21 protein-coding genes are annotated in these 25,818 nt (G+C 35.2%); 4 read left to right on the top strand and 17 right to left on the bottom strand.

What is annotated here, in order from left to right; translation table 11 throughout:
• Positions 1-51: 51 nt before the first annotated feature.
• The 15 genes from GQR60_RS05615 to GQR60_RS05545 form a co-directional block, all read right to left on the bottom strand.
• On the bottom strand, positions 52-1,392 hold the full coding sequence (locus GQR60_RS05615; protein WP_191991592.1) for a serine hydrolase domain-containing protein: 1,341 nt from the start codon (positions 1,390-1,392) through the stop codon (positions 52-54).
• A 383-nt stretch (positions 1,393-1,775) separates the two neighbouring features.
• Positions 1,776-3,062, bottom strand: a complete 1,287-nt coding sequence (locus GQR60_RS05610; protein ID WP_124991982.1) for an adenylate/guanylate cyclase domain-containing protein — start codon at positions 3,060-3,062, stop codon at positions 1,776-1,778.
• A 232-nt stretch (positions 3,063-3,294) separates the two neighbouring features.
• Positions 3,295-4,413, bottom strand: a complete 1,119-nt coding sequence (locus tag GQR60_RS05605; protein ID WP_124991981.1) for an ABC transporter permease — start codon at positions 4,411-4,413, stop codon at positions 3,295-3,297.
• A gap of 47 nt (positions 4,414-4,460) precedes the next feature.
• Positions 4,461-5,567, bottom strand: a complete 1,107-nt coding sequence (locus GQR60_RS05600) for an ABC transporter permease (protein ID WP_124991980.1) — start codon at positions 5,565-5,567, stop codon at positions 4,461-4,463.
• A 33-nt stretch (positions 5,568-5,600) separates the two neighbouring features.
• Positions 5,601-6,347, bottom strand: a complete 747-nt coding sequence (locus tag GQR60_RS05595; RefSeq protein ID WP_124991979.1) for an ABC transporter ATP-binding protein — start codon at positions 6,345-6,347, stop codon at positions 5,601-5,603.
• Complete coding sequence (locus GQR60_RS05590; RefSeq protein ID WP_124991978.1) at positions 6,344-7,270, bottom strand: ABC transporter ATP-binding protein; 927 nt, start codon at positions 7,268-7,270, stop codon at positions 6,344-6,346. The genes GQR60_RS05595 and GQR60_RS05590 overlap by 4 nt, the downstream gene beginning before the upstream one ends.
• Positions 7,271-7,273: 3 nt before the next feature.
• The gene (locus GQR60_RS05585; RefSeq protein WP_124991977.1) at positions 7,274-8,158 is read right to left on the bottom strand and encodes an HlyD family secretion protein; all 885 of its coding nucleotides are present in this window, start codon (positions 8,156-8,158) and stop codon (positions 7,274-7,276) included.
• 120 nt (positions 8,159-8,278) lie between these two features.
• Complete coding sequence (locus tag GQR60_RS05580) at positions 8,279-9,562, bottom strand: TolC family protein (protein WP_124991976.1); 1,284 nt, start codon at positions 9,560-9,562, stop codon at positions 8,279-8,281.
• Positions 9,563-9,572: 10 nt separating this feature from the next.
• A complete protein-coding gene (locus tag GQR60_RS05575; RefSeq protein ID WP_124991975.1) occupies positions 9,573-10,181 on the bottom strand; it encodes a TetR/AcrR family transcriptional regulator in 609 nt (202 codons plus the stop codon).
• A gap of 213 nt (positions 10,182-10,394) precedes the next feature.
• A complete protein-coding gene (locus tag GQR60_RS05570; protein ID WP_124991974.1) occupies positions 10,395-12,818 on the bottom strand; it encodes an ABC transporter permease in 2,424 nt (807 codons plus the stop codon).
• A gap of 187 nt (positions 12,819-13,005) precedes the next feature.
• Positions 13,006-14,256 carry a DUF1015 domain-containing protein gene (locus GQR60_RS05565; protein ID WP_124991973.1) on the bottom strand — a complete coding sequence of 417 codons (1,251 nt, stop codon included), beginning with the start codon at positions 14,254-14,256 and terminating at the stop codon, positions 13,006-13,008.
• Between the two features lie 114 nt (positions 14,257-14,370).
• Positions 14,371-15,294 (bottom strand): 3-phosphoglycerate dehydrogenase, encoded by a 924-nt coding sequence (locus GQR60_RS05560; protein WP_124991972.1) that lies wholly within the window; start codon positions 15,292-15,294, stop codon positions 14,371-14,373.
• 148 nt (positions 15,295-15,442) lie between these two features.
• The gene (gene serC, locus GQR60_RS05555; RefSeq protein WP_124991971.1) at positions 15,443-16,519 is read right to left on the bottom strand and encodes a 3-phosphoserine/phosphohydroxythreonine transaminase; all 1,077 of its coding nucleotides are present in this window, start codon (positions 16,517-16,519) and stop codon (positions 15,443-15,445) included.
• Between the two features lie 438 nt (positions 16,520-16,957).
• A complete protein-coding gene (gcvT, locus tag GQR60_RS05550; protein WP_124991970.1) occupies positions 16,958-18,061 on the bottom strand; it encodes a glycine cleavage system aminomethyltransferase GcvT in 1,104 nt (367 codons plus the stop codon).
• Positions 18,062-18,214: 153 nt separating this feature from the next.
• Entirely contained in the window at positions 18,215-19,963 is a 1,749-nt protein-coding gene (locus tag GQR60_RS05545; RefSeq protein ID WP_160463420.1) for a TolB family protein, read from the bottom strand.
• 333 nt (positions 19,964-20,296) lie between these two features.
• On the opposite strand from GQR60_RS05545, the gene GQR60_RS05540 reads away from it, so the two are divergent.
• From GQR60_RS05540 to GQR60_RS05525, 4 genes are read left to right on the top strand one after another with little or no spacing between them, the layout of a single operon-like run.
• Complete coding sequence (locus GQR60_RS05540; RefSeq protein WP_101310374.1) at positions 20,297-20,752, top strand: Hpt domain-containing protein; 456 nt, start codon at positions 20,297-20,299, stop codon at positions 20,750-20,752.
• A gap of 24 nt (positions 20,753-20,776) precedes the next feature.
• Complete coding sequence (locus GQR60_RS05535) at positions 20,777-21,127, top strand: STAS domain-containing protein (protein ID WP_124991968.1); 351 nt, start codon at positions 20,777-20,779, stop codon at positions 21,125-21,127.
• A 9-nt stretch (positions 21,128-21,136) separates the two neighbouring features.
• On the top strand, positions 21,137-22,699 hold the full coding sequence (locus GQR60_RS05530; protein WP_124991967.1) for a response regulator: 1,563 nt from the start codon (positions 21,137-21,139) through the stop codon (positions 22,697-22,699).
• A gap of 57 nt (positions 22,700-22,756) precedes the next feature.
• Entirely contained in the window at positions 22,757-23,074 is a 318-nt protein-coding gene (locus GQR60_RS05525; RefSeq protein ID WP_124991966.1) for a PQ-loop repeat-containing protein, read from the top strand.
• Between the two features lie 48 nt (positions 23,075-23,122).
• On the opposite strand, the gene GQR60_RS05520 is transcribed toward GQR60_RS05525, so the two are convergent.
• Both GQR60_RS05520 and GQR60_RS05515 read right to left on the bottom strand, forming a co-directional pair.
• Positions 23,123-24,196, bottom strand: a complete 1,074-nt coding sequence (locus tag GQR60_RS05520) for a [citrate (pro-3S)-lyase] ligase (RefSeq protein ID WP_160463419.1) — start codon at positions 24,194-24,196, stop codon at positions 23,123-23,125.
• Between the two features lie 158 nt (positions 24,197-24,354).
• Positions 24,355-25,767, bottom strand: a complete 1,413-nt coding sequence (locus GQR60_RS05515) for a triphosphoribosyl-dephospho-CoA synthase (RefSeq protein ID WP_160463418.1) — start codon at positions 25,765-25,767, stop codon at positions 24,355-24,357.
• Positions 25,768-25,818: the final 51 nt, after the last annotated feature.

Raw genomic sequence — 25,818 nt, 5'->3', positions numbered from 1 at the left:
GCAATCAAAAACTAAATTTACTCTGAAAAAGAGAACGTGGAAAAATTAGATTTAGCTCCAATCTTGATAGGACGGCAATTTATCAAGAGCAATTACCTCTTGGCGGGCTTCAAAATGATTAAAAAGATCATGATCCGGCCATTCCTTTACCGACCTTAAAAATTGAGTCATCAGCACACTTAAATCCTTAGTAAAATCGGATCCGCGCCAAGTAGAACTATTTGTAATGATTACATAGCTTACGCCATTTTTATAGTGCTTTAACAAAGCTGAACTTCCTGCTAAAGTACCGGTTCTCCACCATGTACCATCCCCTCGGGTTCCTTTCCAGCCAATTGGGCTATGCCCAAGCTTATTTGGCGTAGTCATATATTTTATGCTTTTCTTGGAAAGAATGTCTGGAAGAGTATCATCACCATCAATGGCCATCATAAATTTAATCAGTTCAGCGCCCGATGCAATCCAACCACCCGCACCTCCAAGAACTTCCAAATTATTTCCACCATTGCTTCTAAAAACAGTTTTTCCAGATCCGTCAAACGAAGAAATTTTAATCGCATCAGACTGCTCGTAATAATTTACCTCATTAGGGAAGTGATCCTTTTGAAGGCTTTTCCCTAAATGCATATCAAAAATTCCCGAAGGATTTAAAATATGAGCTTGAACATATGCCTCATAGGGTTCTTCAGCCAGTTTCTCAATTACTTTCTCGAGAATAGCGTAACCCAGGTTAGAATAACTCCCTCTGGTTCCGGGTGTAAAGCTTAATCTTCTTGATAAAGCAAACTGAATCGTAGTTTGAGCATCGATTGGTGGTTCAACATTCATTTTTTTCGCTATCGCCAAAGGCAAAAACATTGGATCTCCGTATTTGCTTGAAAATCCAGATGAATGACGCAGTAAATGCTCCACAGTAATTCTTTTGGTTCGCCTATCCTTAATGTTGCTATACGCCTCATCATTCAGAATACCATGTTCCCCAAAAACATAATCATCTAAATGTAATTTACCTTCCTCCTGCAATTTCATAATTGCTGTTGCAGTAACCAATTTAGAAACGCTCGCAATTCGAAACAAACTGGATGGCACAACCTCTTTCTCTTTATCCACATCAGAATAACCATAGCCTTTCGCAAAAACCAATTTACCATCTTTAACAATAGCAACGGTTGCGCCTGCTACTTCCCACCTCCTTAAAAAGCGATTTAGTATTTTATCAGCCCTTTTAGTTTGATCGCAATCAGATAATTTATTTGAAATTCTATGAGACACTGCTTCGATACTGTTATTGATCGGCACAGCGGGAGCTTCCTGTGTAGAGAAACTTAACGTCTGGTCAAGAATAACCAGAACGACAACGATAATTATTGATACTAATCTTCTTACAATCATTAAATGTAATTTGATTCAACTTGTTATATTTCAACATCACAACTCATCCCAGCAACAAGCCAGTACATTCTTTCTACTATTAAGAGTACAAAAATGTTTATATTTTTTCGTAATACCATTCTAAATTAGCCTCTATTTATAAATATTAAAAATAGGGATTTTTATCGCAAATATAATTTATTTAATCACCAAAACAAGTCAATTGAACAAAATCAAGCCATATATAAAGGTGTAAGTTCATCTACTTTAAAGCAATCTGAAAAGCATAATTATGAATAAAATGGTATTTAAAATGAAAAAAAACAGAATAGAAGCTGTTTTATACGCGAGGATAAAAACAAAACTGAAGTTGCTTGATGTCAGGAATGCTGGTTTTTAATGAATTATACCACCTGAAACAATTCAATTTTTTCGTCAATTCCTTTCATCTTAATTTTTCCAAGATCAATTAAAGTATTACGATTGCCATTTAATTGATCAGCGACTGCCCTGCTCACTAAAAATTGTGAATCGAATTGCTTATTTAATTGTTCTATTCGGGAAGCTATTATTACATTTTTGCCCGCAATGGAAAATTGTTTACGGATTTCATTCCCTATATTCCCCGTAATTACTTCGCCACAATGAAGACCTATACCAACACGGGTTTTATCACCGTTTATTTCATTCCTGCAATGATTAATAACTTCGGCTATTTGAACACCCGCACAATATGCATCAACCACATGATTTGGATTTTCAACTGCAACACCAAAAGAAGCCATGAATCCATCCCCCAATATTTGGTGAATAATTCCATTATTCTTCTCGATAATCCGGATAAGAGGATCAAAAATTGCATTTTGAAATTCGATAGTTTCTTCAGGGCTTTGCTGATCGGCCATTGATGTGAAATTACGAATATCCATGAACATAATAGATCCTGTCATTTTTTGCCCCACCTTATCATTTTTATGCAAAATCAATTCTTTCGCTATATGTGTTGATAACTGCTGACCAAGAAGAGATTCCATTTCATTTTGATCATCTTTTGCTTTCAGCAGATTATTCACCCTCTTTCGTATTTCTGCAGCAACCACGCCTGCAACTATTCCTGCTGACAATAATCCCATACTCCTCATCAAATAAATTTCAATCATTTGCTCAACATCACCAACAGGTTTCAAAAATTGTATCCCCCAGTAAGAAACACCCCAATATCCAATGCAAGCCAATATGCCGGCCCCCAGAGATATCTTAAAATCAAGATGCATTGCCGACAGCATCAAAAGCAAAAAATAAAAAGTAAACCCATCGTATTCCAACAGCAAAAGTGAGTTGTCATATTTTATTGCATTAAGTAGAATAACGGCAGGTAATCCAAACTCCATAATTAAATTGGGAATCAAAACTTTCTTAGAAATGGAGCGCTTGTTTCTAATGAGCCAATTCATCCGGATAAACACAAAAATTTCGAACAAGAAAAAAATCATCCACCAAAAGAGCATCGAATCAACAAACTTTTTGTTATTCAAAGAGGCTCTCAATAAATTAGGACTTAAATGATGCAGCACTGGAATTAACACAGAGCTGATTAGGAAAAGAACTAAAATAATACCGGCCCGCTTCCTTTCAATTTTAAGAAACTCCAAATGTAATGGCTCATGAAATTTATAATGTTCTGCAAACATGATGGAAGATTTAAATAGATTTCAAAATAAAATTATATTGACAAAACATGAAATTGGAAATAGGTTAACGCCACATTTTTACCGGTAAATAATCCCCTGTTTCAATAAATTCAACATTCAACTTCAGTAAAATAGAGTGATCAGTTAACTCATCCAATTTACAAGCAGACTATAATCGCACAAAGTCAAGACTTTGTAAGCTTCCTTCAGAATCAGACAAAAACCAACGTTATTAAGCAACCTTTCGATACCGATTTACGGCAATCCCTAGTATTGAAACAGCGTACACTCCCAGAATACCTAACTCCTTTGCAACATCCATAAATCCGGATCCCTTCAGCATAATCATTCTAATTATTTTAATGAAATAAGCGACAGGATTTAAATAATTCAGTTTTTGTCCCCACATGGGCATACTATCTGTGGGCGTAAACAACCCACTCATCATGATAAAAATAATCATGAAAAACCAGGCAATAAACATAGCTTGTTGCTGCGTATCGGTTTGGGTTGATATTAATAAGCCAATTCCTAAAATAGTAAGCAGATAAACAAATGCAACTAAATAAATTAACCAAACCGAACCTAAAATTGGAATTTTGAACACAAATGCAGCAAGTAGTAAACCAACTCCCAGTTCAAAAAAACCAATCACTAAAAACGGGATTAGCTTTCCAATAAGGAATTGATATTTTTTAATTGGTGTCACATTAATTTGTTCGATAGTCCCAATTTCCTTTTCGCGCACCACATTCATTGCAGATAAAAACAAGCCAATTACAGTCACCAATAAAACCAGAATTCCGGGCAGCATATAGGGAATGTATTTCATTTCAGGATTAAACAAAAAGGAATATGTATTTTGAACCAAATGAATTCCGTTGTCTTTTCCTACAATCTGAAGTTTAGCTTTGAGCTGCAAATTATATTCCTGTATTACCGATAAAATATAGGCATTGTATAATCCGGCAGCACTGGCATCTATTGCATTTACCAACACCTGAACCTCTGCAGGTTCTTTTTTATCCACCAACTTTCCAAAGCCATTTTCAAAAACCAGAATCGCATCAACATCGTCCTTTAAAAGCTCATCTTCAGCGTTATTAATCGAAAAATCGATATCCTTAACGGTAAAAAAAGGAGAACCGTTAAATTTGGAAATCAGTTCACGGGAATGGCTGGAAAGATCTTTATCAACAACAAACAGATTGGTGTTTTTCATTTCGTAAGTTGCTGCAAATACCAATACACAAAGCTGAATAATTGGCATAACAAAAATTACAGGCAACATACTCTTGTTTCTAAAAATCTGAAGAAACTCTTTTTGTAATATGAATTTTATAGTGCGCATCTTTTATTTACATTGCAGTTAAAAATAAATTTAAATCTCGATGGGTATTACTCCAATCTGATTTTAAACTTTTTGACGCTAAGACCAATGAATCCAGCAGTCATTCCAATAAGAATTAAGGTTTCTTTCCAAACAAATTCAAATCCGGATCCCTTTAACATGATATTTTTAATGATTATAATGAACCATCGTGGTGGAATAATATGACTGATGATTTGCAGAGGTACAGGCATATTCCGTAAAGGGAAAATGAAACCTGAAAGCAAAATTGTCGGCAGCATTAATGCAAACATAGAGAGCATCATAGCAACCTGCTGACTGTCCGAAACTGTTGAAATAAAGATTCCTAAAGAAAGAGCCATCAGAATAAACAAAAGACTCTCTGCCATAAGTAAGGCGAAACTACCCAAAACAGGAACTCCAAATACAAAATAGCCCATTCCGACAATTACCAAAGCATTAATAAACGATAAAAACAGATAAGGCGTAACTTTCCCTAAGATGATTTGCAAAGGACGCAATGGCGAAACCAGCAAAATCTCCATGGTTCCCATTTCCTTTTCACGTGCTATAGATATAGAAGTCATCATGGCAGAAACCAACATTAAAATTGTGGCCATAATTCCCGGAACAAACATGTATACACTCTCCATATTGGGGTTAAAATACATTCTTGTTTGAGTACTGATTTGACTGGGAACTATCTTTCCTCTATTAATTTCCAGATTGTAATTTTGAAGAATTCCCTGAAGATAATTCACCTCTAAACTAGCCATATTCGGTTCCGAAGCATCAGTCAATATTTGCACCGAAGCTTTTGATCCTTTAATAAAGTTTTTTCCGAAATCAGGCTCAAACACCAAAACCAGCTTCGTTTCTCCTTTTCGGAAAAGCTCATCTACCTGTGCAATGCCATCCAGACTCTTAACAAGTTTAAAATAACCCGAAGAGGTTATTTTATTAATGATTTCAGATGTATATTCATCTTTAGAATGATCAACAACAGCCATTTTAACATCTTTAAGGTCGTTGGTGATAACAAAACCAAAAAGCAGCAACTGCACAATGGGCATTCCAAATAATATCAGCATCGATCTTTTATCGCGAAAAATGTGATAGAATTCTTTTTTCAGAAAACCGATAAATCGTTTCATCTCTTTATATTTTTAGTAAATCCGTTCAGATTCTTACTCTTTGTAATTACTTTTTCTTGCCAAACGAAGAAAAACCTCATCCATATCTTTGGCGTCGAATTTATTTTTAAGCCCTTCCGGTGTATCCAATGCTTCAATTCTTCCGTCAACCATTATTGAAACCCGGTTGCAATACTCTGCCTCATCCATATAGTGAGTGGTTACAAAAACGGTAATTCCATTTCGGGAAGCTTCGTAAATCAGATCCCAAAACTGCCTTCGGGTAACCGGATCAACCCCTCCGGTTGGTTCATCTAAAAACACGATTTCCGGATTGTGAAAAATAGCAACAGAAAAAGCCAGTTTCTGCTTCCAACCAAGTGGCAGTTCACCAATTCTTTTATTTCGGGCATGAACCAAATCCAGTTTTTTCAACAAATCATCCGACTTCAACTTGATATCCTTCAATGACATCCCATAAATACCGGCATAGAAACGAATATTCTCAAATACCGTTAAATCCTCGTACAATGAAAACTTCTGACTCATGTAGCCAATATTTCTTTTCAGTTCTTCCCTTTGTTTGTAAACATCTAAGCCGGCAACCATTATCTCTCCGGATGTTGGATACGAAAGACCACACAAAATTTTCATTGCAGTTGTCTTTCCCGCTCCGTTTGCACCCAAAAAGCCAAAAATCTCACCCTGATATACATCAAATGACAAATCATCATTTGCTGTAAACGAGCCAAACTTTTTAGTCAAATTCCTTACTGATATTACTTTTTTATCTGAATTCATTTCTGAACAGTATTTTGTTGACTCAAAGCCATAAAACAATCCTCTATACCTGCCGCAATTTGTTTAATTTCAACATGATCCTGCCCTTTCGATTTCAGATAATCTTTCAAATCCGACAGGACAAAATCATCCCGAACATCTGTATAATGAACACTTTGGCCAAATAAAAAAACAGAATTAACAAATGGATAAGCGCGTAAATTCAACAAAAGCTGATAGGTATCTTTTGCCTCAAAAGAGTACAAATCTTTTTCGAAACTGGCAATTATACCAGATGGACTATCCAAACTTAGAATTTCGCCTGATTGCATAAGCGCAACCCGCTCGCACAAATTTGCCTCATCCATATAAGGAGTAGCCACAACTATAGTGATCCCTTTTGATTTCAAACCTTTCAGCATTTGCCAAAACTCACTTCTCGAAACAGCATCAACACCGGTTGTAGGTTCATCTAAAAGCAATATTTTTGGCTGATGAATCAGCGCACAGCAAAGAGCCAGTTTTTGCTTCATTCCGCCCGATAATTTGCCCGCCGGTCTGTCCTTAAATGGTTCAATCTGCACCCAAATATCACGAATCATGTCCATATTGTCTTCAATTCGGGTATTGAAAACTGTTGCGAAGAAGTTAAGATTTTCCAAGACCGTTAAATCCTGATAAAGAGAAAATTTACCCGGCATATAACCTAATATATTTCTAATATGCCTGTACTCCTTCACCATCTCGAAACCGCACAATGCTGCTGAACCTGAATCGGGAAGCAAGAGAGTCGCAAGCAAACGAAACAATGTTGTTTTACCTGCCCCATCCGGTCCTATTAATCCGAACAATTCTCCCGATTTAATATTCAGATTAATTTCTTTAAGAGCTGAAACGTCACCGTAAGATTTCGATAAATTATTTATGCTAACAGTAGAGTTCATATGCTATTTGAATCTAATTTCACCCGGCATTCCAATCTTCAAACGTCCGTCATTTACCACCTTAATCTTAACAGCATAAACCAATTTCACGCGCTCTTTTTTTGTTTGGATAATTTTGGGTGTAAATTCAGATTGGGAAGATATCCAGATCACTTTTCCCTGAAGCGTTTCATTCTCCACCTTATTCTTATCAATCAAAACCTTCACCTCTTGACCGATTTTAACTTCTGAAAGCTGATCACCACTAATATAAACCCGTAAATCAAGCGAACTTAAATCGGCTAGTTTAAATAGTGGTGTTCCTGTATTCACCATTTCATAAGCTTCATGATATTTTTCCAAAACCGTAGCGGCCTCTGGCACATATATCTTACTTTTCTCAATTAAATCGTTTAAAGATTCAATTTTTCGATCAAGACTCTCCAACTCTCCCAAAACCTTGGCATTCTCAGTTTTAACCGCTTGTATCTGCTTCTGAGCAAGCAAAATTCCACCATTAACATCATCAACTTCTTTGCTGGTTGCTGCACCGTCTGCAAACATTTTATCAATTCTTGATTTATCTTTTTCAAGGATAGAAATCTGTTCCTGATAAACCGCGATTCGAGAAAGGATATTCTTCACTCCTGAGGCCACAGCTGACTTTTGTGCTTTTAACTGCTCTCTTTGCAGATACAACTGAGTGGTATCAATAACTCCAACTTGTTTTGCCTCTGAGAAAACATCTCCCTCATTTACATCAAGAGCAAGTATTTTACCGCTGTTTTCAGCTGAAATCATATACTCTGTAGCCTCAAAATTTCCAAAAGCATCCGAATCGGCTTCATTTTGACTGCAGCCAAAAGCAAAGAAAAGAGTAACTGCTCCTATAATTGTTGTTAATTTCATGTGCTTATAATTTTAAGTTTTTGCCATATGGTTCCCAAAGCTTTCGGGATTCTATGCTAGAATAATCATCCCCTTTAGTGTCAAAATCGCTTTGGCATGGACGTTTCATTTTATTGATATTTAAATTCCTTTGATTCGTTTGAACTCAGCCAATGATTGCTGTAATTGAATTGTATGGTATTCTTTATTCAATTTCGCTTGAATTTCCTTATTCAAATCCTCTAAATAATCACTTGAAGTAATCACACCATTATCCAACTGCGAGGCTGAACTTCTGCTTATATCCTCCTGCAATTCGATGATGGCATCATCCTTTTCAAGTAAAATTTCGAATTTCCTGATCTCACTGCTTTCTTTCCCCAAATTAATACGCTGATTTTGCGTAAAACTTAACTCCTGGGTTCCCAGTAACTCTTTTTGAATTCCAATTACTTTTTGCTTTCTGCGATTTGATTTCCAATCGAAAATATTCCAGGAAATTTTTGCTCCCAACATGTAATAAGTATCAAATTCATCCATTAATTGATTGTAACCGGGATTTCCATATCCCATCTGACCAAAAGCTGATACCACCGGATATCTATCTTTCTTCAATAACTCTTTTTGAGCATCCAACAATGATTGCCGGCTTAAGTACCATTGATATTCAGGCCTATCCTTAGATTCCAAACCATTTACTGATAGTTGATCATATTCTGTTTCTTCGAGTTTTGTATTCACACTTAAACTGCGTCCCATTAGCTGAGAAAGCACATTAAATGAGGATTCCTCACGAGCATTTAGCTCTAGCACCTGCTGTTCTATTAAAAGCAATTCAGACTCCATAATTTTTAAATTAGCAGGAAGAACCATTCCATTTTCCACGGCAGATTTCAATTGCTGTAAGCGTTTAACAATAGTATTTTGTTTATCAAGTATCACCAATTTACTTTTTCGAACCAACAGAATTCCAAAATAGGCCATATTAACGCGTTCACGAAGTTGATACATCTGAATTTCCAGATTTTTAATTTCAACCTCCGAAGATTTCTTCTCCACCTCAACCCTGTCATGAGTTTTTCCGCCATCATATATCAACTGCTCCACATCTAAGTTTAGCGAGTATCTATCTTTTGGCGCTTTGGGCGTATTCATTCCGGGAAATGAAATACCTGTTACATCGGACTGATAACTGAGGCTTCCATTGGCATAAATCTTTGGTAAATAGGCAAGTTTCAAATTCTCTGTATTCAAATCCGAAGATTTACTCAAAAGTTCTTTTCCTTTCATTAATGGGAAAAATTCCTGAACTTCTTTTTGACATTGATCCAAACTAAGAACCTCTTCCTGAGACCATCCTATCTGAATCTTAAAAAAAATAATCAGCAAAAGAATGTATTTGCTTTTTCTACAAATTGATGTCATTTCAAAAGAATTAAATTTTTATTGATTGAATTATGAAATCAGAAACACGATCGGCCCGTTCTTTCAGTATCTCATATATATTTTCATTTTTATATAAAATCTCCTTAATTACAGGTCGGCCTGCGAACGGAAAAATAGACAAACTAATGATATTTAGAATTAACTCTCTTGGATCAATCGGTCTTATAATTCCTGACTTAACAGCTTCGTTAATTTGAATTATTGTCTTTTCCCTTCCCTCCAAAAACCCTTCAACATCAAACAATTTAAGTATTCGTGTCGGATCCGAATTAATTTCATTAATTACAAAATTAGGAAGGAACGGATACTCAACTAACACTTCATGATAGTGCCTGCAAATATTTCTGATCTTTTGAAACAAATCAGAATTATCTGCTAAAAACGCAACTATGGGGCGAAGCATTTTTTTTAGTGCTTCATCAAAAACCTGTTCAAATAATTTTTCTTTGTTTCGATAGTAGTAATGAAGCAAAGCTTTATTTATTCCTGCACAATCTGCAATCTCCTGCATTCTGGCTCCGGCTAATCCTTTTTGTGCAAAAATAGTTCTTGCAGCAATTAGAATATTCTCTTGGGTCTCGACTGATTTCTTTTCCATTTCTATTTTATTAACCAGTTGGTTAATTCATACTCAAAAAATTAACCATTCGGATTAACCGTTTGGTTAATGCAAATATATTTGCTTTTTTTTATTCCTCCAAATAAATCTTCATTTTTTAACCATTTGGTTAAAATAAAATTTCCCGATAAAAAAAGCTCCCACCATTTACTGATGAGAACTTTCTTACTGTGTATTAAAACTTACAAAAAACTATTCGTATTTTAAAGATTCTATTGGATTTGCTCTTGCTACCTTCAATGAATGACCACTTACTGTAAGCACCGCCAAAATAAGCGACATTAATAAAGCCAAAATAAAATAATACCATGGAAAATTGATTCTGTACACAAAATTCGATAACCAGTGCTGCATCACAAAATAAGTTAATGGCCATGCAACAATATTTGCAATTATTACATTCAAACAAAGACTACGACTCAAAATCATCATCAATCCAAATTCCGAACTACCCAGCACTTTACGAATTCCAATCTCTTTTACTCTTTGCTGCATTTCAAAAGAAACCAATCCCAATAAACCAAGAAGTGCAATAAAAAAGGCCAAAATAGTAAAAGAACTAAGGATATTCGCAACCCTTTCTTCTCCCTTAAACAGGCTATTAAAATCACTATCCAAAAAGAAATATTCGAAAGGCTCCCCATCTGTCATTTTTGACCAGTACTTTTTTACCATCTTTACTCCATCCATTACATTATCCGGCTGTAACTTAACCAACATATAACGTTTAAAAAGTTTCGGGTCAGATACCAATAACATAGGAAGTATTTTATCGCGCATCGATTCAAAATGAAAATCTTCAATTACACCAATAATCTCAATAGCCTTCCGACCATTTTGATTAAAATCCGGCTTGTAAATATTTCGTCCTACAGGATTATCGGTATATCCCAATGCAGCAATCGCAGCTTCGTTAGCTATAAAAACAGAAGAATCCGACACCCTGTTTTTATCAAATTTTCTTCCATCAATTATTTTCAGTCCCAGCAAATCAATAAAGTTTTCATCAACATGCATCAATCGAAAATTGATCATATCTTCATTGTTTGCTCCTTCACGATACATCGACCATCCATTTGTACCCCGGCCGGGAACCATTCCTGAAAATGACACGTCTTCAATTCCCGAATACTCCTTTAACTTTTCTTTAATGGATATTCTCTGTTCATCTTCTAATGAATATGCCCTATCAACCACCAATACACGTTCCTTATCAAATCCCAACTTTTTTTCCTGCATAAAATTAACCTGTTCTTTAATAATAAATGCAGATATCAAAATACCAATGGCAACCACAAATTGAAAAATAACAAGACCAGCTCTTATTCGTTTCCCCAGCCGTCCTTTTTGCACTTCACCTTTCAGTACACTCATCACCTTAAAACCTGATAAAGAAATGGCGGTATAACTCCCCGCAAACAATACAACAAATGCAATTACGCCTCCCATAAATAAAAGATACTCCCCCTGCCATAATAACGGCGACATCAAATTTTTCCGGGTAATTTCATTAAAATAAGGCAAGGTCAACTCAATCAGGAAGAAAGAAATAACAGCCGCCAATAAAGTCATTAGGAAAGTTTCTGCATAAAATTGAATCATAAGCATATTCCGATTACTTCCAAATACTTTTCTTACTCCTACCTCACGAGCCCGGGTATACGATCTGGCTGTCGTTAGATTTAAGAAATTAACACAGGCCAGTAATAGAATGAAAAAAGCAATCGCCGAAAATATATAAATGTATTTTATATCACTAACAGGCTCTATCTGACCTTCCGTAGTAGTCTTAAGATAAATCGACTCTAATGGCTCTAAATAATACTTAAATTCATTTCCGTTTTTTTCCCATGCTACAATATCAATCCCAAGAACTTCAATCAATTTAGGTCCCATATGTCTGATCGTGAAATCACGAAATTTAGCTTCTAAATCCTTGTAGTTCGTTCCTGGCTTCAACAAAAAATAAGCCTGCATATAGTCACTAAACCAAGCATCTTCCTCTTCTGCACTTAAATTTAACAAGCCAACTAAATCATAATGAAAATGAGAATTTTCAGGTACATCTTCCACCACTCCACTTATAGTAAAGAGCTTATCCTCACTCATCTTCAAAATTTTCCCAACAGGATTTGCATCGCCAAAATATTTTTGAGATGTACTTTGAGTCAATACAATATTATTCTTCTCCTTTAAAGCTGTCCTTGAATCACCAAACACGAAAGGACGGGAGAAGACTTCAAAAAAAGTAGAATCTGTGCGTAAAAATTTGTCTTCCACAAATTGCTTGTCCTCATATTTAAACAACACATTGTTCCAAAAATGAATTCTTACTGCATATTTTACTTCTGGAAAATCAGCAACTGCATTGGGAGAGAAAGGTGCACAAATGGTATTGCCATCCATTTTCCGCTCACCCATTTTTACTTTAGTTGCTACACGATAAATATCTTTATATTTGGGATAAAATTTATCGTAACTCAACTCATCCTGAACAAACAGATAAATAAGAAATACACAAGCCAGCCCCACAGCCAAACCAACAATATTAATAAAAGTGTAACCTTTGTATTTTCTCATATTCCGAAAGGCAACCTTAAAAAAGTTCTGTATCATAGTTTAGGGATTAGATTTACAGCCCTTATATATCAATCCATATGCCACCACTCATAAAAACCTACATATCTGATAACTACAGAAAATTATACGAAACAAAATCTGTTCGAATAAGCACGTATATGTACGTTTTCGCACAAAAAAAAGGATGCCAATTGGCATCCTTTCATATTTCTTATATACTTGCTTAATCCAACTTGTGAATTAACAAACCTGAACGAAGCTTAGGTTCAAACCATGTTGTTTTAGGAGGCATAATATTTCCAGTATCAGCAATATCAATTAACTGCTGCATCGACACTGCATACAAAGCAAATGCAACTTTCATATCACCACCATCAACACGTTTTTTCAACTCTCCTAATCCGCGAATTCCACCCACAAACTCAACACGAGTTGTAGTACGAAGATCTTCAACCCCTAAAAGATTATCCAATACATGACTTGATAAAATAGTTACATCCAAAACTCCAATAGGGTCCTTATCATCATAAGTTCCTTCTTTCGCATTTAGTTTGTACCATTTATTATCCAAATACATTGAAAATTCATGCAATTTAGCAGGCTTGTAAATCTCCTCACCCATGCACTCCACTTCAAATGTTTGTTCCAACTTTGCCAAAAACTCAGTCTCAGTCATTCCGTTTAAGTCCTTAACAACACGATTGTAATCGATAATTGCCAATTGATTATCTGGGAAATGAACAGCCATAAAATAATTGTACTCCTCATCACCTGTGTGGTTAGGATTCTTAGCCGCAAATTCATCACCAATACGAGCTGCTGCTGCAGTACGATGATGACCGTCAGCAACGTATGTAGCAGGAACTTTTGTTGCGAACAACTCTTCCAACTCTTTATTTGTTGCTGGATTATTTACCGGCCAAAAATGATGACCAAATCCGTCTTCAGCAACAAAATCATACTCAGCTTCTTCGTTCTTTACTATATCTGCAACAATTGCATCAATTTCAGGAACAGCTTTGTACGAAAAGAATACCGGCTCCAGATTCGCTTGAGTATAACGAGTTAAAATCATTCGATCTTCCTCTTTATCCGGACGAGTTAACTCGTGCTTTTTAATCACTCCGTTCTTGTAATCTTCGCAAGCTGCGTTAGCAACAATACCATACTGAGTTCTTCCATCCATGGTTTGAGCATAGATATAGAACTTAGCTTCTTCGTCCTGAACCAACCATCCCTTATCCTGGAACATTTTTAAATTGGATACAGATTTTTTATACACCTCTTCTGAGTGAACGTCTGTTCCGGCAGGGCAATCGATTTCGGCACGAGTGATATGAAGCAAAGACACTTCCTTACCTTCAGCCATTTGAGCGGCTTCCTCTGAATTCATTACATCATATGGCAAACAAGCCAAATCTTTTGAAATCTCTTTTGGTGGGCGCAAGCCCTTAAATGGTTTTAAAATAGCCATCGCGTTTTATGTTTTTGTTGTGTTTGTTTGTTTAATCTATCTGAATGCTAATTGCATTCAAATATATAAGGTAGAAAACAAGAAGAAAATGACTTTCCTCTTGTTTTCCAAATACTATTTATTTACTCTGAATGTTTCGTCTCCGTTTTTAATGTAGTTCACAATTTGATTTGCTCCGGCAATACCAGCATTGATATTTGCCTCAGCAGTTTGTGCACCCATTTTCTTTGGAGTGAAGAAGAATCTGCCTTGAAATTTAGCTTCAATTTCTTCTTTACAGTCAGGAGCAATATCCGAAATGTATGCAAAATCTTTACGGGCATCCATTAATTGAATCAAACCTTCTTCATCAATCACCTCTTTACGAGCTGTATTAACAAGCACACCACCTTTAGGCATCTTGTTCAACAAATCGAAGTTAATTGAGTTTTTTGTTTTGTCATTTGCCGGAATGTGAAGAGAAACATAGTTGCAGGTGCTATACAATTCCTCAACAGAGTCAACCACCTTTACGCCGTCAGCTTCAATTGTTTCCTTAGCCACAAATGGATCGAAGGCATATACTTCCATTCCAAAACCTTTAGCTATTTCTCCAACATATCGTCCCACATTACCATATGCATGAATTCCGATTTTCTTTCCTCGTACTTCAACACCAGCACTTCCGTTAAACCCATTTCTTGCCAAAAATACCATCATTCCAAAAACCAACTCAGCAACAGCATTTGAATTCTGTCCCGGAGTATTCATGGCAACAACGCCTTTCTCAGTACAAGCCTCAAGATCGATATTATCGTATCCTGCACCTGCACGAACAATTACTTTAAGGTTTTTAGCAGCTTCGATTACTTCGCGTGTTGCTTTATCGCTGCGAATAATCATGGCGTCCACATCGGCAACTGCAGCTAATAAATCTGCTTTATCAGTATAAGATTCCAATAAAACCAATTCGTAACCAGCACCTTCCACAACAGTCCTGATACTATCAACAGCTGCAGGAGCAAAAGGCTTATCGGTTGCAATTAATACTTTTGTCATTTTATTTGATATTTGAATTATGAAAAAATAAAATGTCATCGCCAGCCAAATCGAAGTAATGTTTACATTACTTTAGTCGTTCCTCGTGCGCTGAATGACAAACAAGCAGGAGATGGATTTCTCCATTCCTGCTCATTTCCTATTATAATTATTTTACGTGAATATTTTTGAATTCCTTCATACACTCTACTAATGCCTGTACACTTGATTTTGGCAGAGCATTGTAGGTAGAAGCACGGAACCCTCCAACTGAACGGTGTCCTTTAATTCCTGACATTCCTTTCGCGGTTGCAAATTCGTAGAAGTCTTTTTCCAATTCTTTATATTCGTCATTCATCACAAAACAGATATTCATTAATGAACGATCTTCTTTATTAATAACAGTTCCTTTAAACATTGGATTACTGTCAATCTCATTGTAAAGCACTGCTGCTTTATCTTCGTTTCGTTTCTGCATTGCAGATACGCCACCTTGTTCTTTGATCCACTGCAAAGTTTGAAGAGCAGCAAAAACAGGAACAACTGGAGGAGTATTGAACATTGACTCTCCATCGATGTGTGTTTGGTAGTTCAACATGGTTGGAATCTGACGATCTACCTTACCAAGAATTTCATCTTTTACAATCACAAAAGTAACACCTGCCGGTGCAAGATTCTTTTGAGCACCGCCATAAATTAATGCATACTTTGAAACATCAACCGGGCGAGAGAAAATATCAGATGACATATCAGCTACTAAAGGAACATTAACGTCTAAATCTTCTTTAATCTCTGTACCGTAGATAGTGTTGTTGGTAGTGATGTGAAAATAATCTACATCATAAGGAATTTTATATCCTTTAGGAATGTAGTTGTAAACAGTATCTTTCGAAGATGCTACTTCTACTACTTCACCAAATAGTTTTGCTTCTTTCAAAGCTTTGTTTGCCCAAGCTCCTGTATTCAGATAAGCTGCTTTTTTTCCTAACAAATTGTAAGGAATCATGCAAAACTGAGTTGAGGCACCACCACCAAGAAACAAAACCGAATAACCTTCAGGAATACTTAATAATTCCTTAAACAAAGAGATAGCCTCATCCATTACTGCAACAAATTCTTTGCTGCGGTGAGACACTTCCATCAAAGAAAGACTTGTTCCGGCAAAATTTTTAATTGCTTCAGCTGTTTTTTCAACTGTAAAATCAGGAAGAATTGAAGGACCTGCAGAAAAGTTGTGTACTTTCATTTTTTCAAACGTTTTAAATTTTTGTATTATTCCATATCCTGAGGCAAAATTGCAAATAAAAATTTATTTTAAGACGGTTTTACTTGTTAAAATGTATGTTTTATAACAAATAATTTATCCTCTTATCCCCCTTCGTATAGATTAATATTTACGTTCTGAAAAACAGAAACTTAACCTGCAGAATTTTTTACTTATATTCATTCACACTATGGTGTTTTTTCCTGAAAATCCAAATATTTGGATTGTTCGAAGCAATCTTTGTGAATTTAGATGGTAACAAGAAAAATTAAATTCTATTTTCAGAATTAATTTCCCTTAAAAAACCATTCCAAATATAAGAATTTATGTTTGAAAAGCCCCAACCGCTATAATTAAAAACAAAAAAAAGGCAGCTACATCAAGGGTAACTGCCTTTTGTTATTTCAATAAAAATTCGATTTACGCTTTGTAAAAAGGAATTTTTGTGATTTTAGCTTTTACCGCTTTATTTCGAACACGAATAAAAATCTCAGTATCCAGTTTATAAAATCCTTCCTTAACATATCCTAAACCAATTGATTTTCCTACCATTGGAGCCATTGTTCCTGAAGTTACTTCGCCAATTTCATTTCCTTCAGCATCTTCAATTTTGTATCCATGACGAGCAATTCCTCTATCAATCAATTCAAAACCTTTCAATCGGCGCTTTGGTTTTTCTTCTTGTTGTTTTGCAAAAAACTCACGATCGATAAAATCGTTTCCTTCCACAAACTTGGTGATCCAACCTAAACCTGCTTCAATCGGTGAATGGTCATCATCAATATCATTACCATATAAACAGAAGCCAACTTCCAAACGCAGCGTATCGCGAGCTGCCAAACCAATTGGCTGGATTCCAAATTCTTTTCCTGCTTCCATTACAGCATTCCAAAGCTTCACTCCATCTTCGTTTGACACGTAAATTTCACATCCACCGGAACCAGTATAACCAGTAGTCGAAAAAATAGCATTTTCGATTCCTGCAATGGTCACTTTTTGAAATGTGTAATACTCCATATCTTCAATCGGACGATCCACAATTTTCTGCATTGCTTTCAATGCCAAAGGACCTTGCACAGCTAACTGACATATTTCATCAGAAGCATTATAAAGTTCAGTTCCAACTTCCAATCCCATTTCTTCAGCATTTTTACAACACCAATTCCAATCTTTCTCAATATTAGCTGCATTTACAACCAATAGATACGTCTCGCTATCAATTTGATATACCAACAAATCGTCAACGATTCCGCCTTTCCCATTTGGGAAGCAACTATACTGAACTTTTCCATCTGAAAGCGCAGCTACATCATTTGTAGTCAATTTTTGTACAAAACTAAAAGCTTTTGGACCTTTCACCCAAAACTCACCCATGTGAGAAACATCAAAAACCCCTAATTTTTCACGAACACATTTGTGCTCATCGTTAATTCCGGTATACTCAATAGGCATGTTATACCCAGCAAATGGTGCCATTTTTGCACCTAATTCTTCATGAAAGCTAGTGAATGCTGTTCTTTTCATTTGTTTACGTATTTTGGGCAAGATCTTCAAGTAATCATAAAAAAGACAAACTTTTTTACTGAAGATTTACCTGAGAAAAAAGTTATTAAATCGTGTTTGTGTTATCTTTTGCAAATGTAAAAAATTTTCTCAGATATCGTTTGTGCCAATACACTAGTTTGCCTCAAAAGGCCTTCTGGCAATTCCTAATCGATAACCTCCTTTAAACAATACAACAAAAGCATCCTTCACTCCACAGGCATCCCTATATTTGGCAGCCTCCTTAAATGTTAAAAATCCTCCGATAGTATATTTATGCCAGTTTTCAACAAACAAATGATCTATAACATCACCTCCTTTGTACCTTTTAAATAGATCTTTAGGATCCATTTCTTTTCTTGCCGCAGCAATTTGAACTCTATAAACAAAATCCTCTTCAACCAATTCTTGTTTTACCGGAGTTTCAGTTATTGCAACGGCCTCACTTTTAAAACTTACAAGCGGAAGTGTAGCAGGAACTTCTATTTTCGTTTCAGGAAGTTCAGTCACTGGTTCTACTATGACTTCCTCTGCAACCTCTTCGATTACCGGCTCAGGTATTTTTTGACAATAAATATCAAACCCTCCTTTGCCTCCGCTACGCTCGGATGCAAAATAAAAAATACCATTCTGATCTTCACAATAGGTAATATCGTTATCAGTACTATTTATTGGATATCCCAGATTTATTGGCTTACTCCAAGTTCCATCATCCCGACGGTCAGACTTGAATATATCATATCCCCCCATGGTATTGTGCCCCTTTGAACTGAAAAATAACTTAGTGCCATCCGCACTTATAAAAACATCACCTTCGTCATATTCAGTATTAATATCGCCACCAATATTAATTGGTTTAGACCATTTAGACTCCGATTCTTTTTTGCAAAAATAGATATCACAATCGCCAAAGCCTCCTTTACGATTACTTACAAAATAAATTTCATTTCCCGATTGAGGTAAACTTGCAGAACTCTCTCTTGAGTCTTTTTCATTTATAAATTTAATTGCTTTTCCTATTTTCCATTTGCCTCTCTCTTTTTCAGCCAGAAACAAATCACCTGCTCCCGAATTACTATTATAAAATACAAACTGTTTATCGTCAAATTTAGACAGCAAAGTAGAATTTACATTTTCTCCTAAATTATTTTTCTCTTCACGAACCTCAATATCCAACACCTCACTTTTTGAAGCCTTAAAAAGCTTTTCAAAAAACTTTTGATCTTCTGGTGACCTGCTATCATTCTCTAATCCTCTTCGCGAACTAAAAAATAAATTACTATCAATTATTTGAGGATTAAATTCATCAAATTCTGAGTTTACATTTCCTTCAACAGGCTGTATCTCCAGATCAAGACTATTTTTCATTAGCAGCCTGCCGCTTCGGCACTCCTGAATGTGTTTATCACTTATAGGCAGAAGTTCTTTCTGCTCTTTATACTTATTCTGTTGAATTAACTCTTTATTCATTTTAAAATGAATGATTGCATCAGAAAAATTATTTTGATATTTATAAGCCAAGCCAATCAGAAAATGAATATCTGCACTGACATCTGCATTAGCAGATTGTGCGGCAAGTAAATATGACAGCGCAGCATCTTTTGGTCCTGCTATTAAATAACAAAGACCAATATTGTAATTTAACTCAGGATTATTATTATTTAAATTGTAAGCACTCAAAAATAGATTTAAACTCTGGGGCACATATCCAATTCCTTTTTGATACAGCTCAGATGCCTCTTTCACTTGGGTGAAAGCTTGTTTTCGATTCGGTTCATTCCCAACAAATTCAGACTTTTTCACAGGCAACAATTCTTGCCCAATTAAATTCCCTGATAATAAAAAAACAAAAAGAAAAACAGCGGTAGTAAACTTCCAGATCATAAACATTAAGTTAGATATTTTGTTCAGATAAATTCAATAAAAATTAGTATTACGAAAAAAAAAATCTTTTGTTGAGATTAATCCTAATTATTAATCGGGCAAACAATAGCAAACCTAAAAAATTACGATCAACAAACAATCAGTAAAATCAAGGATACTAAGCTCTAATTGAATAGCTGGAGCAATAGGTAAATTGAAAATAAATTAGTATTATTGCATATGCGACAATGAAGATTTTACTCAAAATTCAGCGCATTATTTCTATCGAAACAAAAGTTGAATTTATAAAAAAAATCAAACAAATGTTAAATCGAACAAGCTCATATCAACAGAATGACTCAAGGTGAAATGATCACAGATCTCTCCTATCTAAAGGAGATGTCTGGAAATGACAAAAACATCATCAGTGAAATGATTGATATTTTTCTAGAACAAATCCCTGAATTTGAAGAAGAAATATCAAGAAGTTTTGAAGCTCGGAACTGGCAGGATTTAGGCGCTATTGCTCACAAGGCAAAATCATCCGTACGAACAATGGGAATGGAAAATTCAGGTGATTGTCTAGAACAATTAGAGCATTTTTCAAAAGGAAATTTAAAGTTTGAATTGCAGCTGAAGAGAGAAAACAGGATTGAATTTAGTCCTCAAGATGAAAAAAACTGGACTAACGTGAAAAACGAAACTATGAATGACATTGATTTAGTAAATATTCCTGTATTAGTAGAGGAATTTTTATCACAATGTCCTTTAGCCATAAAAGAATTAAAAGAAACCTTAGGACAACTTTAATCACTGTAACCATATTTTACTGCTATGAATATTGAAACCAAACAGCTAAACTCTATAACAATAATGAAATTGGGAGAAACCAATCGTTTGTATGCCTTAAATGCAAATATTGCGAAGGAAAAAATGAATGAATTTTTGTCTCAGCCTAAATCAAAATTAATTGTTGATTTTGAAGAAATTAGCTTTATTGACAGTTCTGGTTTTGGGGCACTTTTATCGGCTCTTAAAACATCAAAAGAACATAAAAGTTTTATAAAACTTTGCAATATCAACAGAGATGTGATGGAGCTGATAGAATTAATGCAGTTGGATTCTATCTTTGATATTTTACAAGACCAAACCGCATGTGTTAACAGCTTTTCATCAGTTGAATAAAATACTGATATGGCAAAAGTCTCGCCAAATATACTGGTTGTTGATGATGACGTAGTTATCCTAAAATTCATTGAGTTTACTCTAAAAGGATTAGGTTACCAAACAACACTTGCAAAAAACGGGAAAGAGGCTATTGATCAGGCTAAAAGTCAACATTTCGATCTTATCATCTCAGATTTATACATGCCATTAATGGATGGCAATGAACTGGTAAGAAGACTTAGGCAGACACCTGAATACCAACACACTCCTTTTATTTTCCTTTCTGGAAACAACGAGGAAGATACATGGATTAAAAATCTGAATGACGGTGCGGATGATTTTATCACCAAACCAATCAAACAAAAGATCTTTATCTCAAAGATCAAATCCCATTTGAAGAAAGCCTATTTAAGAAAAGATATTCTTGATGGTGCGAGAAAAGATGACATCAGTTTTGAAAAAGGAAACTTGATTTATTGTGCCAATAGAATAAAACCTTTTCCTCTTCCCAGGAAGCACCTTAAAACAAATATTACTGCCGTTTATACCGATACCGATTTTTTCATGGCCTTGCAGGACACCAATACCTGGGGCATAATTATTGATGATAAAGCCAATTGGGCGATCTCCATCTTAGATAAAATAACGGAAATTGTCTCGAATCATATTCCAATAAACATTCTTGTCTCTGATGCTGACGACATGGACAAACTGGAAAATCTAATGCAATCCAAAATAAGCGGTTTTCTATTTAAAAATCTGAATCCAAAACTGATTATTCACCAAATTAATTCAAATGTTCAACGTGAGCATGATTTAAAAAACAAATACTTAAACGCATTAAACTCTGCAGCTAAACGATCTCCTATTCGTTTCGAAAATGAATTTCAAGACACAATACGTGACTATAATATTCAAATTCTTCATCAGCCCTATGATAAATTACCGGGAGGTGATTATTACGAGATTATCGATGTGGATCAGAATAGAAAAATATTGATTTTGGGTGATGTAATGGGTAAAAAATGGGATGCCTGGTTCTTTGTACCAGCTTATATTGCCTACATCCGAAGTACCATTAATTTTTTCGTTAATCGACAAGAACTCGATTTTGTTGAATCACCGGGCAAATTTCTCGATATTATAAATGAGTATCTTTTTAAAGACATTCAGCTTACAGAAGTGTTTACAACTCTAAGTATCATCTCGCTTTGTACTTCTTCAAATAAAATTAGTATTGCTTCGGCCGGAGCTCTTCGCCCTTTTCTTTATGATGGAGTAGAAAAAAACATATCCCAATTAAATATTGTAGGCACACTGTTGGGGGTTGTAAAAGAAGGCAAATACCGAAGTCTGGTTCATGAATTTAACAAAGGCGATAAACTATTCTTTTATACCGATGGCTACACTGAAGCTGTTAATGACAGAACCGGTGAAATGATTGGTGATGAAGCTATGTTTTACATTCTTGACAACAACAAAGAAAAAGAAATTATTGAACCTAAAGATGTGGAATTGGAATTAACCAAAATCTACAATGTCTCTAAATTTGATGATGACCGCACTTTGTTGTTAATCCAAAGAAATTAGCCGGATTTCTTATTTTTCTCCTTTGTTTTGTTCATTTTTGCATGAAAATACGACGACATGCAAGCAAATGAAATTATTGGATGGATGGGAAGCATTCTTTTCGCAATTTGTGCTCTGCCACAAGTAATCCACACATTTAAGACAAAAAAAACAGATGACCTAAACGAGTTGTTTTTATGGCTGTGGTTTTGGGGTGAAGTTTTTACCTTATGCTATATTTTTATAGATGATGTAGCCCGCAACAACTACCATATACCACTGTACTTCAACTACTTATTTAATATACTATTGCTTTTTTATCTGATATTCGCAAAATACACCTACAATTCAAAACCAACCACACTTTCTATTATCCGAAAACGAATAGGTTTATAATATTGTAAAGTTAAAAAAAGCCGGATGATACCCATCCGGCTTTTCTGTTTAATGTCTGGTAACTGTATTTCTTATCTTCTCTCTAATCTCAGCAGATTCTTCCGACAACAGATAATTCTTTGTTGAATCCGGTAAAAAATCGAGGACTTCATTCAGTCTGTCTTCACGGATTGCGATTCTTACTTTTAATGCCGAAATATAATTATCTGAACTCCCTTGCGTAATTCTTGGTATCTCAAGAATTTCAACGCCATTGGACGGTAAATATTTAATCATGGCTTCGTTGTAGGCCGCAGTTACCGGCGAATACATTTCAGTTCCAACGTATCTTCTATTAATATTTAAAATTGGAACAATATAATTCAAAAAAGTGACTACATCCAATTCGGCTTGTTTAGCCGCAATGTCACATTCTTTCTCATCTTTCAAAAAATAACAAGGAAAAATAGTTCCTGAAACTACATAATCTCCCCCCTTCACCATTACCAGATTTTCAATATGTCCCAATTCTTCCTGAATCAATCTCCATCTAATATCAAAAGTAAATGACGAACGATCCTCTTCAACTACGAACAAGTATACAACTCTATTTTCCGCACAAGCTTTTTCGATCAGATATTTATGCCCTTTAGTAAAAGGATTGCAATTTACAACTATGGCTGCGATGCCACCAAAAGTTACATCCTTTTTTATTGACCGCAAATAGTCCTGATATGTTTTGATATTCTCATATCCAAATTCCAAAACAGAGAACAATGGCTCTGCAGTTGCAATTTCGGTAAATCCCAATCCTTTAAAAACCTCTAAATTACGAGGCTTCGTGTAAACAAAAATGTGTTTGTGCTCATTAATAACCAATTCAATTAAATGTGTTACAATTTGCGCAAAAGCGGCTCCTTCTCTAAATTTAGGAGAAACTGCAACATATTTAAGTACTCTTCCTTTATACGACCCGGTTCCTATTACCTCCTGATTCAAATTATAAAGAATCATGGTGTAATCAACGTCTATAGAATCGAACTCAAAACCCAATGGCTCCAGAAATTCTGAGACCAGCTTTATATCAAAGGGATTGTTTAGATCTAAAGACTCTTCCCTATAATCTGTATTCTCAACTCCCATCCTTATTCGTTGTTTAGTATTGTTTTGTGTAAATATTTTCTTTTCATTTCCGCACTCAATAATATGCATTTCACAGAAAATACCCCTCTAATTCTATATGTTATGAAAGGTGCTCAATATCTATGAAAGCATGACAAATGTTGTTTTATTATTCATTTTCAATTTGTATTGAATACTTTCCAATTGTACTTTTTATTCACCATATATGTAAAGAATGCAACAGCAAGCAAATCGGCAGAACCACCCGGAGATATCCGATTCTCATTACAATAATCCAATAAATCCTGATACTTTGAATTAAAATATTGAGTTCCAAAAAGAGTAAAAGCCTGTTGTGAAATATCCTGTAATTCATTAAGAACTTTTTCTCCTTTACGATATAAAATATTGCTGTCGTAATTGTGTGCAATTAAAACTAAAAGTGTTTGTTTTAATCCTTCATGAATAATTGCATCTTTTACTGCATCCATTTTATCGAAATGAGAACTCAAAACAGGAATTGCATGATTGAAAACACAAGGTAATCCGGATTGAATTTCGCCTCTAATTCCTTTCCCCTTATCACCAAACTTCTCAAAACACTCTTCTCCATGTGTTTTTTTGCTGCTATAAAGCTTCTTCCCCAACTCATTCTCAACTAAACTGCCGTTTAATTCCTTTATTTGATTAACAAATGAATCATACGAAAAATTCCGGTTTTTTATTTGATTGGCACTCACAAACAATGAAAATCCCAACAAAAAAATGGCACCTTTATGAGTATTCACCCCACAAGTTTCGCAATACATATCCTCTTCCATTTGCAAACCTATTTGTCTCAATTTTGGCAGAGCATCTTTTATATTTGCAGACGAATAAGAATAACCATATTCAGCTATTTCTTTAAAATAGACAGACAAGACAGCACTTGAATTTAAAAATGTTGAAAAGTCCATATCCGAATGAGATCCGTTCGAAAAACGATCGACCAAACCCGGTTTTGGAGAAAGAGATACTTCATGAAGAAGTGCTTTTAAAGCAAATGCAGACAAATCTTTACAAACCCTTATTTTCCTTCTTTCCTGTAAAAACCGGGATATATCTTTCTCGATAACAGTTCTCATTTCTCCATATTTGTGAGTTTGCCTTCTCATGCAAAACACAGCAGGGTGCTCATTACAAAAATAACATTTCTTGGCTTTTCCCGATGAAACCGGATTTCCTTTTTCATCAGTAATATCAACGTCCAAAAGTCTACCTAAAGAATGCTCCTTTTCATAAAGCTCTGCAATCTCTTTTATCGTTGCTGCTGAAATTTCATTGCCTGAAACAGGGACTAAATAAAAATCTCCTGCTGCATCAGGACGAATAATTTCTCTTTTTTCCTCAATAATAATCCGATGAGAAAGTAAAAATCGTTTCAGATCAGACAAACATTCTGAGAAAAACAATTTGATCTGATAATTCGATTTTGGAACACCTGGAATATTAAGAGTCAGACTTAGTGAAATATCTCCTAACTCAGCAAACTTCTGTCTCTCTTTTGACCGAATTTCTTTAGCCTCCAAAATTTCTCTTACGACTTTCTCCATTTTGTCTACTTCCTGTTTACAAATACACCCTAAATGCTTAAAACAAGTAGG

Source organism: Labilibaculum euxinicum (assembly GCF_009795715.1).
Classification (GTDB): Bacteria; Bacteroidota; Bacteroidia; order Bacteroidales; family Marinifilaceae; genus Labilibaculum; species Labilibaculum euxinus.
The sequence above is the reverse complement of the archived record's forward strand: the minus strand, read 5'-3'. Positions and strand labels throughout refer to the sequence as shown.

Coding starts and splice junctions, on each gene's coding strand:
- GQR60_RS05615 (WP_191991592.1), bottom strand. CDS start 1,392: ATGATTGTAAGAAGATTAGTATCAATAATTATCGTTGTCGTTCTGGTT.
- GQR60_RS05610 (WP_124991982.1), bottom strand. CDS start 3,062: ATGTTTGCAGAACATTATAAATTTCATGAGCCATTACATTTGGAGTTT.
- GQR60_RS05605 (WP_124991981.1), bottom strand. CDS start 4,413: ATGCGCACTATAAAATTCATATTACAAAAAGAGTTTCTTCAGATTTTT.
- GQR60_RS05600 (WP_124991980.1), bottom strand. CDS start 5,567: ATGAAACGATTTATCGGTTTTCTGAAAAAAGAATTCTATCACATTTTT.
- GQR60_RS05595 (WP_124991979.1), bottom strand. CDS start 6,347: ATGAATTCAGATAAAAAAGTAATATCAGTAAGGAATTTGACTAAAAAG.
- GQR60_RS05590 (WP_124991978.1), bottom strand. CDS start 7,270: ATGAACTCTACTGTTAGCATAAATAATTTATCGAAATCTTACGGTGAC.
- GQR60_RS05585 (WP_124991977.1), bottom strand. CDS start 8,158: ATGAAATTAACAACAATTATAGGAGCAGTTACTCTTTTCTTTGCTTTT.
- GQR60_RS05580 (WP_124991976.1), bottom strand. CDS start 9,562: ATGACATCAATTTGTAGAAAAAGCAAATACATTCTTTTGCTGATTATT.
- GQR60_RS05575 (WP_124991975.1), bottom strand. CDS start 10,181: ATGGAAAAGAAATCAGTCGAGACCCAAGAGAATATTCTAATTGCTGCA.
- GQR60_RS05570 (WP_124991974.1), bottom strand. CDS start 12,818: ATGATACAGAACTTTTTTAAGGTTGCCTTTCGGAATATGAGAAAATAC.
- GQR60_RS05565 (WP_124991973.1), bottom strand. CDS start 14,256: ATGGCTATTTTAAAACCATTTAAGGGCTTGCGCCCACCAAAAGAGATT.
- GQR60_RS05560 (WP_124991972.1), bottom strand. CDS start 15,294: ATGACAAAAGTATTAATTGCAACCGATAAGCCTTTTGCTCCTGCAGCT.
- serC (WP_124991971.1), bottom strand. CDS start 16,519: ATGAAAGTACACAACTTTTCTGCAGGTCCTTCAATTCTTCCTGATTTT.
- gcvT (WP_124991970.1), bottom strand. CDS start 18,061: ATGAAAAGAACAGCATTCACTAGCTTTCATGAAGAATTAGGTGCAAAA.
- GQR60_RS05545 (WP_160463420.1), bottom strand. CDS start 19,963: ATGATCTGGAAGTTTACTACCGCTGTTTTTCTTTTTGTTTTTTTATTA.
- GQR60_RS05540 (WP_101310374.1), top strand. CDS start 20,297: ATGACTCAAGGTGAAATGATCACAGATCTCTCCTATCTAAAGGAGATG.
- GQR60_RS05535 (WP_124991968.1), top strand. CDS start 20,777: ATGAATATTGAAACCAAACAGCTAAACTCTATAACAATAATGAAATTG.
- GQR60_RS05530 (WP_124991967.1), top strand. CDS start 21,137: ATGGCAAAAGTCTCGCCAAATATACTGGTTGTTGATGATGACGTAGTT.
- GQR60_RS05525 (WP_124991966.1), top strand. CDS start 22,757: ATGCAAGCAAATGAAATTATTGGATGGATGGGAAGCATTCTTTTCGCA.
- GQR60_RS05520 (WP_160463419.1), bottom strand. CDS start 24,196: ATGGGAGTTGAGAATACAGATTATAGGGAAGAGTCTTTAGATCTAAAC.
- GQR60_RS05515 (WP_160463418.1), bottom strand. CDS start 25,767: ATGGAGAAAGTCGTAAGAGAAATTTTGGAGGCTAAAGAAATTCGGTCA.